This window comes from Bradyrhizobium sp. dw_78 (genome assembly GCF_018449525.1).
Taxonomy (GTDB): domain Bacteria; phylum Pseudomonadota; class Alphaproteobacteria; order Rhizobiales; family Xanthobacteraceae; genus Bradyrhizobium.
In genome coordinates this window covers 226,753-239,621 of sequence record NZ_JAAVUS010000001.1, presented here as the reverse complement: position 1 = coordinate 239,621, position 12,869 = coordinate 226,753, and the positions used below count along the sequence as shown (strand labels likewise).

The window sequence follows — 12,869 nt, the reverse complement described above, 5'->3', positions numbered from 1 at the left end:
GGATCGTGAAATGGTAACGCGCGAACGTCGTCTGGCCGAGTTCAACGGCCTCGGCGCACCGCCGCCGGATCAGCCGGTCGAGGTGCTGTGCGAGGATCACAGCGGAACATACCGACTGCCATTCGCCTGCCGGTTTATCGCGGGCCAATGGCGTAACGATGAATCCGGCAGTGCGCTGGAAGCGACCGTGGTCGGCTGGCGCTTACCCCGCTTCTAGCGCCGCATTGGCTCCGATTGATATTTGCTTTTGACGCGTTTTCCTCATGCGAACCGATGCCCGTCCCACTCACCGGACGCGGGCTGGTTTCCGCTCGAAACCGCGACGGCGGCCCGCATGCGGCCGGATGCGCCGCCGCTGTGCCATAATGCGACGCGCGCCGGTGGCTTTTTAAGATTCGGAACGCCGGTGGAACGAACGGCGTCCGAATCAGCCGCCGGGCCCCGTACTCCGTTGTTCACGGCTAGATGTCGGCGCCGGTCTCATGCGGCGCACCATATCCAGCACGCGAACGATCGGCAGCAGCCAGCGGCCGAAGACAAAGGTTAACTCCTCAGGCGACGACATCTTCGGGCTACTTCCAAGGCGTAACAGGCGGCACGTTGTCGGTCGCCGGCGGCATTTCGACGGTCTTGAAGTCCGCCGGACTGACGATTTCGAGATATTCCATGTCCGGCGAGTAATCGAACAGGTAATGCACGATACCCGGCCGCTGATGCACGACGTCGCCGGCCTTAACCAGCGTCGGCTTGTCCTCGTACATGAAACGCGCCCAGCCCTTCATCATGATCACGATCTGGAAGTCGCAATCGTGGCGGTGCCAGCCGGTGCCGTCTTCCGGCGGCATGTCGGCATTGGCCTTGACCAGATGGCAGATCACCTGGCCGCCGGTGGCGTCGGCGATGCCGAGGTCGCGGTACAGGAAGAAGTCGCGAAGACCGCCTCCCTTGAATTCGGTATCGCCGGGTTTGACGTGGGAGAATTTGCTGACGACTGCATGCTGGTTCATGACGGCCTCCACCGTTTGCGCGTGCGGTCGCGACCAGAATCGGCGTCCAATTTTTTGGCAGCGCCGGATCGCGGCGTTCACAGCTGCATGAGGCTATGCGAAAATCGCGCCAGCCGGGTTGCAGCGCGGCAATTGCAACGGGAAGGCGAGCCGGGGGCGATGAAGCCGCTGGACGCCATCCGAAATTTTGAACGAGCTAATTTCCACCCGCACCGCCGCGAGGTCGGGTCCACCGTTCCGGCCGGGCCTTTCGTGGCATCAAGGTAAGCACCGCCTGCCCTGCGCTTGGGCCGTTGGAACGGGCAGCCCGGCGCGCAGCCTGCCTAATATTCAACCTCGAGCTCCTCGATCTCGGCGGGCTCGGCCTTGGCGGCTTCGATCCATTCCTGCATCTCGGGCATCGCCATGATCGTGCCGGCGTAGGCCGCAAGACCCGGCTCCAGCGTCACGTCATAGGTCATGAAGCGCGTCACCACCGGCGCGTACATGGCGTCCGCCATGCTGCGTTCGCCGAACAGGAACGGCCCGCCGGATGTGGCCAGGCACTCGCGCCAGATGGCGCAGACCCGGTCGATATCGGCCTGCGCGCGCGACCAGATCTTAAACTTGGGAAAGTGGCCTTTCAGATTGACCGGCAACGAGGCGCGCAGCGTCGTGAAACCCGAATGAATCTCGCCGCAGATCGAGCGGCAATGCGCCCGCTGGATACGGTCCGCCGGCAACAGCCCGGCCTGCGGCATGGTCTCATTGAGATATTCGGCGATCGCCAGCGTATCCCAGACGGTGGCGCCGTCGTGCCGCAAGCACGGCACCAGGATCGATGAGGACAGCAACAGGATCTCGGCCCGCGCGGAAGCGTCGTCGGGCGCGGTGACGATCTCGTCGAACTCCAGGCCGGAGAATTTGGTCAGCAGCCAGCCACGCAGCGACCACGACGAATAATTCTTGCTGCTGATGGTCAGTGTCGCTTTCGCCATTGGGCCTTTCCCTCACGCTGAACGCCTGCCGGGCCATGCGCGGACACCCGGCAAATGCCCATAGTTTATGCTTCACATGTTTTATTCAGCAAGCGACGTGCCAGTTTGCAAGGCTGATTGACTCTGCTTTGGCTTCGATATTGCATAGCAATAAAGCGCGGGGGCAGTTGGATGGCGTCGATGTTGTATCAGGCCTATCAGAACCATATGGATCTGACCGCGCCGTGGCGGAGCAGTGCGGCGGCGGCGCTGAAATATCTCAACCTCGTTCCACAGGGCCTTTCCGACAAATTGTTTGGACGGCTCGCGGCCGCGCTGGAGTTGATCTCCCGCTCCTCCCTCACCTATAGCCGTCCGCCTTACGGCATCGACACGGTCATGGTCGGCAACCGCGAACTGAAGGTGACCGAGGAAGTCGCCTACGCGACGCCGTTCGGTTCGCTGCTGCATTTCAAGAAAGAAGGTGCGCCGGAACAGCCGAGCATGCTGCTGGTGGCGCCGATGTCCGGTCACTTCGCGACGCTGCTGCGCGGCACCGTGAAGACGCTGCTGCAGGACCACGACGTCTACATCACCGACTGGCACAATCCGCGCGATATCCCGCTCGACCGGGGCAAGTTCGGCCTCGACGAATATACCGAACATCTCATCACCTTCCTGGATCAGCTCGGCCCGCGCGCGCATATGGTGGCGATCTGCCAGCCCTCGGTGTCCGCGCTGGCGGCGGCGGCGATCATGTCGGAGGACGATCATCCGGCGCGGCCGGCGACGCTGACGCTGATGGCCGGTCCGATCGACACCCGCATCCAGCCGACCAAGGTCAACGAGTTCGCCAAGAGCAAGCCGCTGACATGGTTCGAAGACAACATGATCAATTACGTGCCGTTTCAGTGCAAGGGCGCGTTTCGCCAGGTCTATCCCGGCTTCGTGCAGCTCACTGCCTTCGTGTCGATGAATCTCGAACGCCACATCAAGCAGCATATCGAACTCGCCGATCTTCTCGCCAAGGGCGAGAAGGAGAAGGCCGATGTGATCAAGACCTTCTACGATGAATATTTCGCGGTGATGGATCTGCCGGCGGATTTCTACATCGAGACCATCCGAGACGTGTTCCAGGAACATCTGCTGCCGCAGGGCAAATTGACCTATCGCGGCCGCCCGGTGAATCCGGCCTCGATCAAGCGCATGGGCCTGATGACGGTCGAGGGCGAAAAGGACGACATCTGCTCGATCGGCCAGACGCTGGCGGCGCAGGACCTCTGCACCGGCGTGCGCGCCTATCGCAAGGTGCATCACATGCAGGCCGGCGTCGGCCATTACGGCGTGTTCAGCGGCAAGCGCTGGAACAACGAGATCTATCCGCTGCTGCGGGATTTCGTGCATGTCAATTCGTGAAGCCACGTCATTCCGGAACGCCTGAAGGGTGAACTCCGATGTGCAATTGCACATCGGAGAATCCCGAGGAAACAGGCTCCCCGTATCATTTCGAGATTCCGGATCGGTCCGCGTCGCGGACCGTCCGGAATGACAAATCCTGGCCGGCAAATGCCGCATCGACTGTGCCGTGGCTTTTCACTTTTTCATGACTTGCGCCACCGATCCCAGACCGTCATTGCGAAGCAATCCATCCTCGGTTCGTCATTCCGGACGGAGCGAAGCTCCGATCCGGAACCTCGAAATGGTCGCGCGCAATTCCCCGATGCACCATCGCGCAACTAAGGTTTCGCGCTGACGCGTAATCGCGCAATGACGGGACCAACTGAGAACGCGCATCCGCATTCCCGCGGCGCAGATAGCGCCCGAGCCGGTGCAATATCCTCTCCCTCAATGACAGAGGGCGCAGGGAAAGCCGGGTGCAGCCTGCACCCGCGGCCCCGTGCAACTAAAAAAGCACACGAGTAAGTCACCACAGGTTCAGACCGATCATCCGGCCTTCCCTGCGCAATGGTTTTAACGGCTTACTCCGCGCTCTCCCCGGCGACCGGGCTTTCTTGCCACCGTCATCCGCCAGACGCGGCAACGCGTCTTCGCGAATTTGATGCCAGCGTCGGGACATCAGGACCACACGGCTTCGCCGTCCGCGTCAGCGCGCTTCGTCTTGCGCGCCGCCGCGTCCATCGCATCCCGCGCCCAACGTCCGTGACGATCGCGATACGCCCCTCTTGCGGGAACGGGATGGCGGAGGACATGGAAGTGATTTGGCCTGGCTGTGAAGCAAAATGTTTTCGCAGAGAGGACTGGACAGGTCCCAAATCAGCGGGCGGAGCCAGCCTTGGAGCGTCAACTCATAAATTCAGAATGGCCGGCGAAGGTCTGCTTCGGTACGCACTCCGGACTCGAGTCAGAGATCACGCAAGGCCTGAAAAGTTCCAACAGCGGAAGTCACGAGCGGCGCTTACTGACATTTCATCGCTTAGTGGTCAGCATGTTCGCCTCGCTCTCATCGACGCTGATTCTCACCCAATCAAAGCGTCAAACATCTCCCAAACCGTTTCAAAAGTGAGCCATAGCCGAATTTGAACGCCGATTGACACTTGTGTTGAAAGTCGCAATCGCGGACTGATATGTCTGATCTGTCAATCGCACTCGGATCGATCATCACCAGCCATGCCGTTCTATCATCCCGCGGAAAACGAGATCGGCTCCCCTGATCGTGGCACGTTTTCTCTTGAGGATGTGCCCCGCGCCATCGTCGCCGGCGGCGCCGCTATCGTCACCAAGGGCATAGAGCTCGCCGTCCATAGCCATCGTAGGGCGCAGCTTCTCCTGACCGTACGCGGTATCATCACTTGCGAAGCCGACAAAGGCGTCTGGATCGTACCGCCACGCTGCGCGGTCTGGATTCCCGGCAATCTTCCCCACAGTATGACCGCCTCCGGCGAAGTCGAGGTGTATTGGCTGTTCGTCGAACCGGATGCGGCGTCAGCGCTGCCGAGGCAGTGCTGTACCCTATCGATCTCGCCGTTGCTGGAGCATTTGCTGCTGCACGTCACCCAGATGCCTGTCCTGTACGATGTCGACGGCACCGATGGCCGGATCGCCACGGTGCTGCTCGACCAACTGTCGCTGGCACCTGTCGACAAGCTGAACTTCCCGATGCCGGCCGACACCAAGCTGCGTAAGATCGCGGCTGCGTTGATGGCCGATCCTTCGGATCGCGCGACGATGGATGAGTGGAGCCAGCGCACATCCATCGCCCCGCGGACCTTGGCTCGTATCCTGCAACGCGAGACCGGCATGAGCTTCGGCCGCTGGCGCCAGCAGCTCCACATCCTCTTCGCGCTGCGGCGCCTGACCCAAGGAGCGTCAGTCCGGGCCGTGGCGGTCGAACTCGGCTATGAGGACGCTAGTGCCTTTGTCACCATGTTCCGCAAGGCCATGGGCAAGCCGCCTGCCCGTTATCTGGCAGGACGCCAGATCGATTCGTGATCTCATTACGCCTTGCGCATTTCGCGCGCGCAATTTGCGGAATGTACGCCATGCATCCTTTCGCGTGGTTTGGCAGGATTGAACAACGCGCTGGCAGCTTCTCATAACTGCGCGCGTTCTATCTGCAACACTTTCGCATTCCAAAAGCAGTCTAGAGCGATTCAATCGACCGATTGGATGTACGACGCGCGGTGGCGCGCTACACGGGCTTTGGGCTGATGCTTTTTCGCGGCGGAGCGAGTGCGCAAAGTTGGCGAGAGCGAATTCAATCGGCTCTAAATCCGTGATGGTGAAGTGAACGCCATCCCGCGAGTGACAGAGGCAGAACGAATTTGTTTGGGGGTGTTTGTGTTCTGGGGAAAGAAATCGTTTCGTTGCGTAAATCTCAGCCTGGTGAGTTATCTCTCTCTTTCGTGCAATCCATATCTTCGCGCGAATGCACAGTCGGCTCTGCCGCCGGTTACCGTAGAGGCGCCTTCTGCGCAGAAAAGGCTGATACCGGCACCAGCTGCGCATTCGCAGTCACGGCGCGCCGCCAATATGAACCGACAGCGAGAGCAGCAGCATAGTCTTCCCGTCGCACCAGCTCCCGCTCCATCGCCATCTTCCGCCCAACGGGCTAACAGCGCGGTTTCGGGGTACGTTGCCACGAGAAGCGTCGCTGGAACGAAGACAGATACGCCACTGCTCGAAACTCCGCAGGCCATCTCAGTCGTAACACGTCAGCAGCTTGATGATCAGCAGCCGCAGACCGTGAATGAGGCATTTCGGTATTCGTCTGGCGTCGTGCCCGAGCCGTTTGGCACGGCTGCCCACTATACCGATCAATATATGAAGATACGGGGCTTCGCGCCGGACATTTATCTTGATGGATTAAAGCTACCGCCGTTTAGCTCAACCGATCCTTATTTTCTGGAGCGTGCCGAAATCGTTCATGGCCCCGCTTCAGTGCTCTATGGCCAATCCAGTCCCGGAGGCCTTGTCGACCTTGCCAGTAAGTTGCCGACCGACAAGCCGATTAACGAAATAAACTTCGGTGGCGGAACATTTGATCGCCTGCAGACATCGTTCGATTTGGGAGGCGTACTCGACAAGGACGGACAGCTACTCTACCGCCTCACCGGCATCGGCCTCACCGATAACACGCAGATGGATTACACCAAAGATCAACGCATCGGCATAGCTCCTGCCATTACCTGGCGACCGGATGCGTCGACGAGTTTCACCGTTCTGGCGAACTACATTAATGATCCAGGATTGGGAATTTATGCCGGATTGCCCTCGCTCGGCACGGTGTTACCGAACCCCCACGGTCAAATACCGACCAATTTCTTCGTTGGCGACCCCAACTATAATACGTGGAAACGTGAGCAGACTTCGGTCGGCTATTCCTTCGAGCATAAATTTGATCAGGTGCTGACCATCCGGCAGAACGTCCGGTATTCAGAGAACACCATGGAAGAGCAACACCTGTATGTTCCGGGCAGCAATCTTGCTCTATCGGCAGACCAGAGCACGGTCCTTCGCTATGCATATCTGGACAATATTAATCGGAAGGCCTTCCAGACCGACAATCAGGCTCAGCTGGATTTTGGGATCGGTCCGATCCAGCACAAGGTCGTCGCGGGAATTGATTATCTCAACCTGGACATCCACGAAACCACGGGTAACAGCCTTGCACTTGGGTTGGGCGCCGAACCCTCTATCAATATGTTCAGCCCAGTATATGGGCAGGCCATCACCGTCCCACCGATACAGAACGCTCCCGTGACAAGATCTGATCAGGTCGGGGGTTACGTTCAGGATCAGATGAAATGGAATCAGACGACCTTCGTGATCGGAGGCCGTTACGATGCGCTGAGCAGCGCTTCTAACGATATGGTCGCAAAAACCAATAGCAGCCAGGACGATCACGCTTTCACTTGGCGCACTGGATTAATACATAACTTTGACAACGGAATCGCGCCCTACGTGAGCTATTCGACATCGTTTCAACCGCAGATCGGCTTGTCGCATGCTGCAACACAGTTTGCTCCAACCACAGGACAGCAGTACGAAGCTGGCGTGAAGTTTCAGCCGGTTGGCCTCGACAGTTTTGTCACGGCTTCAATTTTCAATTTGACCCAACAAAACGTGCTGACTCCCGATCCGAACTTTGCCGGATACAGCGTTCAGACCGGCGAGATCCGTTCGCGCGGCGCTGAGCTGGAACTCCATGCCAATGTCACGAAAAGTTTGAGCATGATTGCTGCTTACACTCATCTTGAAAACGTCGTGACAGCGGCAAACCCCACGACTGACACGGTTGGAAAAGTTCCAGTCGGCGTACCGGCCGACAGCGCTTCACTATGGGTCAATTATACCTTCAACGAAGGGAAGCTGACCGGCCTTGGACTGAGCGGCGGCGTGCGGTATGTCGGCGAAACTTATGGCACTGCCACGAACGTCTGGGGCGTTCCGGGTTTTCTCAACACGCCGTCGATCGTGCCGTCGGCCACCCTGTTCGATGCAGCGGTGCGGTATGATTTCGACAAGCACTGGCGGGTTTCGCTCAATGCAACAAATCTGTTCGACAAAATCTACGTCTCATCATGCACCAGCGGTATCAATTGCTATTACGGGTTCAGGAGAACCATCCTAGCGAACCTGCGATACGCTTGGTGAAATAGCGGCAATGCAGATGAACGGAAATCGCTGAGCACCAGCCAGCCCGCAGGATGGCTGGTGCGCAGCGATACCCATCACCTCGCCGGGCCATCGCGATCATGCCGACATCTCCGCATGACCGAAGATCCTCGTAACGTCATTGCCCGGAGACAGCGTCTTCTTCACCGGCGGCCATTTCGGCGAACGCGGCAAGGCGATCGTTTCGCAAGGGCTCAGCCTATCCCACGAACTACGACCTGATGAACGCCAGCAGATCGGCGTTCAGCCGGTCTTTCTGCGTGATCAGCAGGCCGTGCGAGCCGCCCTCGTAAACGATGAGTTCTGCGTTCTTCACGATCTTCGCCGTCAGGTTTCCGGAAATTTCGACCGGGACGATCTGGTCGTCGCTGCCGTGGACAACCAATGTCGGCACGCTAATCTTGCCGAGGTCTTGCCTGAAATCCGTTGCCGAAAAGGCCCCGATGGCCTCGTATGCGGCCAGGATTCCGGTCGCCATGCCCTGACGCCAGTATTCGTCGCGCACGCCCTCGGAAACCGCGGCGCCGGGACGGTTGTAGTTGTAATAGGGCATCGTCACGTCCTTGTTCCACTGCGAACGGTCGGCCTGTACGGCGGCGCGCATGCCGTCGAACACTTCAATCGGCGCGCCATCGGGATTGGTTGCGGTTTTCAGGAGAAACGGGGTGACGGAGCCGACCAACGCGACCTTTGCAATTCGCTTCTCGCCATGCCGCGCGATGTAGCGGGCAACTTCGCCACCGCCCATTGAATGGCCGACAAGGGTAGCTTCCTTCAGGTCGAGCGTGTCCATCAGCTCCGCCAGATCATCGGCGAAGGTGTCGTAGTCGTAGCCGCGGCCAGGTTGGCTGGAACGCCCGAAGCCACGCCGGTCATGCGCGATCACGCGATAGCCATGCCGCAGCAGGAACATCATCTGATATTCCCAGGCATCCGATGACAACGGATAGCCGTGGCTCAGGACAACGGCTGGGCCGGCGCCCCAATCCTTGTAATAGAGAACGACGCCGTCCCGGACGGTGATGCTGTTCGCGGTCAACCGGCCAGCGACGGCGTTGGCGACCGGCAGGTCGCGGCGGGTCTTGGTCACCAGGTTTTCGACTGTCGACATGACAATGCTCCACTTTGTGAGCGCGCCATGCCCGCACGGACATGACGCGAGATGGCTCGGGTTTGCCAACTGAACATGGCTTCGACTTCCAGAAGGAAAATGCGGTATCCTTTCACAGCCCTTGTGAGAAAATGCGCATATGTTCGACTGGGAAGACATGCGGCACTTCATTGCCTTGGCCGAGTCGGGAACTTTGTCGAGCGCCGCGCGGGCTTTGAAAGTGGATCACGCCACCGTCGGCCGGCGGGTTGCCGCTCTGGAGCAGGCGCTTGGCAGCCCGCTGATCGAGCGGTTGCCGAAACGCTGGGTGCTGACGGAATCGGGCCGTCGCGTCGCCGAGCTTGCTCAGGGGATGCAGGGTCAGGCCCACGGTCTGGAGCGCGCCGTGAGGGCGCAACATGTGCCCCTGTCGGGCATGGTGACGGTCAGTGCGCCTCCGCTGTTTGCCAGCCAGTTCCTTGCACCAAGGCTCGGCGTTCTGCGCCGGCTCTATCCGAACCTGCACCTTACCCTGCTTGGCGATAAGGCGGTGGCCTCGTTAAGCCAGCAGGAGGCCGACCTCGCCGTGCGGATCAGCCGGCCGCGCGAAGCCAGCAGCGTTGCGCGCAAGATCGGCACAATGGAGTTCTGGCTTTATGCAGCCCCCGGCTATGAGGACAAACCCCAGGCCGAATGGGAGTTCATCGCCTACGACGCCTCGATGGATCAGGCGCTGGAACAGGCTTGGCTGCGCGATTTTGCCGGCGACCGGCCGATCGTGTTGCGCGCCAACGATCTGGCTTCCCAAATTGCCGCGGCCAGGGCCGGCGTCGGCATCGCCGCCTTGCCGTGTTTCGTTGCGTCTCGGGATCCGGGACTCGCGGCCCTCTCCGTCGATCTGAAACGGGCGGCGCGCGATATCTATCTCATCGTCCACGCCGATCTTCGCCGTGTGCCGGCGGTGCGAGCCGTGCTGGAGTTTATCGCGGCGCAAGTGGCGGAGAGCATGCCCCTGCCAGGCGCATGATCCGGGATATTGGCCGGGACCATCGCCTACAGCGTGATGAGTTTGGGTTGAAAGTGGCTGGCATCGGAAGTTCACCTCTCCCATCGAAGTCGGATCTATCCGACTTCGACAATATGAAATGCCCAACTCAGGTTACCCGAGTTGGGTGGGAGAGGTGAACTTGCATCATCAGATGCGAGCCGGGTGAAGGGTTAAGCTCGTAGGGCGAATTAGCGAAGCGTCATCCGCCCTACAGCTGGACGAGACCCAAATCAGCGGGCGGAGCCGGCCTGGGACGTGAACTCTTGAATTTAGAGCTGCCGGCGAACGTCCGCTTCGGTACGCATTCCGGACTGAAGTCGGAGATCACGTGAGGTCCAAAAAGGGTCGTATGTGGACGCGCCGTTGGAGCGTGCCGTAAGCTTGGGCGTTTCAGACAGTCGTGTTTGACCGTAGGAGCCGCCAAACCCGCTCGTCTGGAGGTTGGCTCGCCGGTCCCAAACTATACGATCCGTCTTCGCGGTAGCTGAAAACATCGCCGGACCGCATGTAGAGCATCCACTGGGTATCGCCGCCTGTGCCATAAGGCCGCGTCTGGAGGGTCGCGGCCCCATGTTCGAACTCGAAAACCGACGTTCCTTGAGCCGGGTCGGCCTCGGCGACCGTCAGCATTTGTCCATCGAGTTCTTTGGCCGCCGCAGCGATATCTCTGTCGGGGGCCTCGCTGCAGGCGATCTCTTTCCGGCCAGAGACCACACGCCAGTGACAGCAATAAATCCAAAGATGCCACTCCCCCAGTGGCGTAACCGTCCTGCGCTGGAGGCATGCTGCAACCTTCTCGTCCCCGCCCGGCGTTACGGCTTTTGGCTCTCGGATTTCTAGGTGGGGTGCCCCAAACTCAAGCGTCAGAAAACTCCCATGACCACGCCGAACGAGCCAAGCTGGCAAGCCAATAAGGGGGGCGATGGCGCGGCAGAGCGGATCGGACTGGGTGGGCTCTGGTCGAATGCTCATGTCGCTGGTTTTTTCCTGCAGTTTTCTCGTTTGGAATATAACCCGGCGAGCTTGGGGGGTGATTTACTTCATCTCACGAATAGAAGGAGCATAGCCGAAAAAGTAAGACTTGTCGTTCGAACGGAGACCTCCTCAGCGGAGGAGTCTATTTCAACTATTGTCTTACCAATTTTCTCACTGCATCAGGGGGACAGGCAACAAGCGGGAACGTCATGTCGGAAGGCGCCAAAATCACTTCTTCGCGGCAAATCACCGAGGTGGATTAAAGGCCGTATCTTAGCGCAACGCGCCCACGCAGTACCCCAGCAGCAGGGGTATAACAACGACCAGGACTGCGAAGACCACCGTAACTAGCGTTCGTTTTTTCTGTTTATTTTCTTTCGGAACCGGCTTGCTGTCTTTCTCGATGACTTCACCGAATGTAGCGAGCCAAGGAAGATTCATCTGTTGAACAACAAAGAGCCCCATTAGGCCGCCAAGGCATAGGCCGAACAGAAGGACGATCTTCACCACCACGGTGACTGAGGGACGATAAACCAAGATACCGGGGACCATTGCGACCGAAATAGTAATCGCGCCCAGTACAGCCATCCAGATTGGGTAAGGCACTGGCTTCGTTTTCAAAAGCATGCGCCTTAAGAAAGGCTCTTGGAAGCTTTCGGTCATTTATAGCACACGCTATCTGTGGTTGAATGTCTGGCCAATATAGCGCAACTAGTGATAGTGTCTCCGACGCCGTAAGAACGAGGTCAACAATCTATTACTCTACGTAGCGGATACCGACCGAATATCTTCTCGGATCCAGTAGCGGAGCTCCGCGCGGTCCTAAACTGTATTCGCTGCACTCGATGAACGGACATCGCCGGGCGTCAGTTGCAGAGTCCGAAAAGCGCCAAAAGCGGAAATCAGGATTTGGCTTTTCTGTTATTGGCAGCCTATAGGATGGGTGGAGCGCAGCGATACCCATCACCCGGCGTGCCATCGTGATCATGCCAACATTTCCGCATGACCGGCTATCCTCGTAACTTCATTGCCCCGGGGGCAGTTTCTTCTTCACCGGCGTCCATTTCGGCGAATGGCCGCAAGATCGCGGAAAGGTGATGGGTTTCGCAAGAGCTCAATCCATCCCACGGACCGAGCAGTCGTCCGCTGACGGCGATAGTCAGTTAGCCGGGATGAAGCGGAGTGTGCCGGCGCGACGCGTTGGCCTGCCGGTGTCGTTCGTATGATTGACACCATCCATGACAGGCACCTCGGAGAAATCGAACGGGCTCACCCCGTCCAGGCAAGCCACGTTCACGGCATACAGATTCTGGTCAGATCGTCGTTGATGATGTGTGTATATTCCGCAGCGAGAACAGAAGAAGTGCTGCACCGATCCGGTATGGAAGCGGTAGCTTGTTAACGCATCCTCGCCTTGCAGGATCTTGATCCCACCCATTTCCGCCATGACAACGACGGCGCCTCGCATTCGGCAGTAAGAGCAAGTGCAGCGGCGGATCGAATTGAAGCCGTCGCTGAGCGTCACCTCGAAACGCACCGCACCGCAATGGCACCGGCCAGCCCGAACGTTCGTGTCGTCCACCATGTTGCCTGTGTCTCCTGTCCGGATCACTTCCACGCCCGGTCCTGGCGGCCGAGACCGATCTCAATACGAATGT

At 59.0% G+C, this 12,869-nt stretch carries 10 protein-coding genes; 5 read left to right on the top strand and 5 right to left on the bottom strand.

Features of this window, described 5'->3' with window-relative positions; all coding sequences use genetic code 11:
* Positions 1–10 precede the first annotated feature (10 nt).
* Positions 11–217, top strand: coding sequence for a hypothetical protein (locus tag HB630_RS01080; protein WP_213769518.1), 207 nt, complete (start codon positions 11–13; stop codon positions 215–217).
* A gap of 355 nt (positions 218–572) precedes the next feature.
* Here HB630_RS01080 and HB630_RS01075 read toward each other — a convergent pair whose 3' ends face one another.
* Both HB630_RS01075 and HB630_RS01070 read right to left on the bottom strand, forming a co-directional pair.
* Positions 573–1,007: a cupin domain-containing protein gene (locus tag HB630_RS01075; RefSeq protein ID WP_213769517.1), complete on the bottom strand. Its 435-nt coding sequence runs from the start codon at positions 1,005–1,007 to the stop codon at positions 573–575.
* 323 nt (positions 1,008–1,330) lie between these two features.
* Positions 1,331–1,984, bottom strand: coding sequence for a glutathione S-transferase family protein (locus tag HB630_RS01070; RefSeq protein ID WP_213769515.1), 654 nt, complete (start codon positions 1,982–1,984; stop codon positions 1,331–1,333).
* A gap of 171 nt (positions 1,985–2,155) precedes the next feature.
* Between HB630_RS01070 and phaZ the strand changes: the two genes are divergently transcribed.
* The 3 genes from phaZ to HB630_RS01055 all read left to right on the top strand — a co-directional run bounded on the left by phaZ (position 2,156) and on the right by HB630_RS01055 (position 8,077).
* On the top strand, positions 2,156–3,379 hold the full coding sequence (gene phaZ / locus HB630_RS01065; protein ID WP_213769514.1) for a polyhydroxyalkanoate depolymerase: 1,224 nt from the start codon (positions 2,156–2,158) through the stop codon (positions 3,377–3,379).
* A 1,212-nt stretch (positions 3,380–4,591) separates the two neighbouring features.
* A complete protein-coding gene (locus HB630_RS01060; protein WP_213769513.1) occupies positions 4,592–5,413 on the top strand; it encodes a helix-turn-helix transcriptional regulator in 822 nt (273 codons plus the stop codon).
* A 294-nt stretch (positions 5,414–5,707) separates the two neighbouring features.
* Positions 5,708–8,077: a TonB-dependent siderophore receptor gene (locus HB630_RS01055; protein WP_213769511.1), complete on the top strand. Its 2,370-nt coding sequence runs from the start codon at positions 5,708–5,710 to the stop codon at positions 8,075–8,077.
* Positions 8,078–8,309: 232 nt separating this feature from the next.
* On the opposite strand, the gene HB630_RS01050 is transcribed toward HB630_RS01055, so the two are convergent.
* On the bottom strand, positions 8,310–9,209 hold the full coding sequence (locus HB630_RS01050) for an alpha/beta hydrolase (protein ID WP_213769510.1): 900 nt from the start codon (positions 9,207–9,209) through the stop codon (positions 8,310–8,312).
* 139 nt (positions 9,210–9,348) lie between these two features.
* Between HB630_RS01050 and HB630_RS01045 the strand changes: the two genes are divergently transcribed.
* Positions 9,349–10,215: a LysR family transcriptional regulator gene (locus tag HB630_RS01045; protein ID WP_213769509.1), complete on the top strand. Its 867-nt coding sequence runs from the start codon at positions 9,349–9,351 to the stop codon at positions 10,213–10,215.
* A 1,269-nt stretch (positions 10,216–11,484) separates the two neighbouring features.
* On the opposite strand, the gene HB630_RS01040 is transcribed toward HB630_RS01045, so the two are convergent.
* Entirely contained in the window at positions 11,485–11,874 is a 390-nt protein-coding gene (locus HB630_RS01040) for a hypothetical protein (protein WP_213769508.1), read from the bottom strand.
* 496 nt (positions 11,875–12,370) lie between these two features.
* Positions 12,371–12,796 carry a GFA family protein gene (locus HB630_RS01035; RefSeq protein ID WP_213769506.1) on the bottom strand — a complete coding sequence of 142 codons (426 nt, stop codon included), beginning with the start codon at positions 12,794–12,796 and terminating at the stop codon, positions 12,371–12,373.
* Positions 12,797–12,869: the final 73 nt, after the last annotated feature.

Excerpts from the sequence above, each read along its gene's own strand:
- HB630_RS01080 (WP_213769518.1), top strand. The coding sequence starts at position 11 with ATGGTAACGCGCGAACGTCGTCTGGCCGAGTTCAACGGCCTCGGCGCA.
- HB630_RS01075 (WP_213769517.1), bottom strand. The coding sequence starts at position 1,007 with ATGAACCAGCATGCAGTCGTCAGCAAATTCTCCCACGTCAAACCCGGC.
- HB630_RS01070 (WP_213769515.1), bottom strand. The coding sequence starts at position 1,984 with ATGGCGAAAGCGACACTGACCATCAGCAGCAAGAATTATTCGTCGTGG.
- phaZ (WP_213769514.1), top strand. The coding sequence starts at position 2,156 with ATGGCGTCGATGTTGTATCAGGCCTATCAGAACCATATGGATCTGACC.
- HB630_RS01060 (WP_213769513.1), top strand. The coding sequence starts at position 4,592 with ATGCCGTTCTATCATCCCGCGGAAAACGAGATCGGCTCCCCTGATCGT.
- HB630_RS01050 (WP_213769510.1), bottom strand. The coding sequence starts at position 9,209 with ATGTCGACAGTCGAAAACCTGGTGACCAAGACCCGCCGCGACCTGCCG.
- HB630_RS01045 (WP_213769509.1), top strand. The coding sequence starts at position 9,349 with ATGTTCGACTGGGAAGACATGCGGCACTTCATTGCCTTGGCCGAGTCG.
- HB630_RS01040 (WP_213769508.1), bottom strand. The coding sequence starts at position 11,874 with ATGACCGAAAGCTTCCAAGAGCCTTTCTTAAGGCGCATGCTTTTGAAA.
- HB630_RS01035 (WP_213769506.1), bottom strand. The coding sequence starts at position 12,796 with ATGGTGGACGACACGAACGTTCGGGCTGGCCGGTGCCATTGCGGTGCG.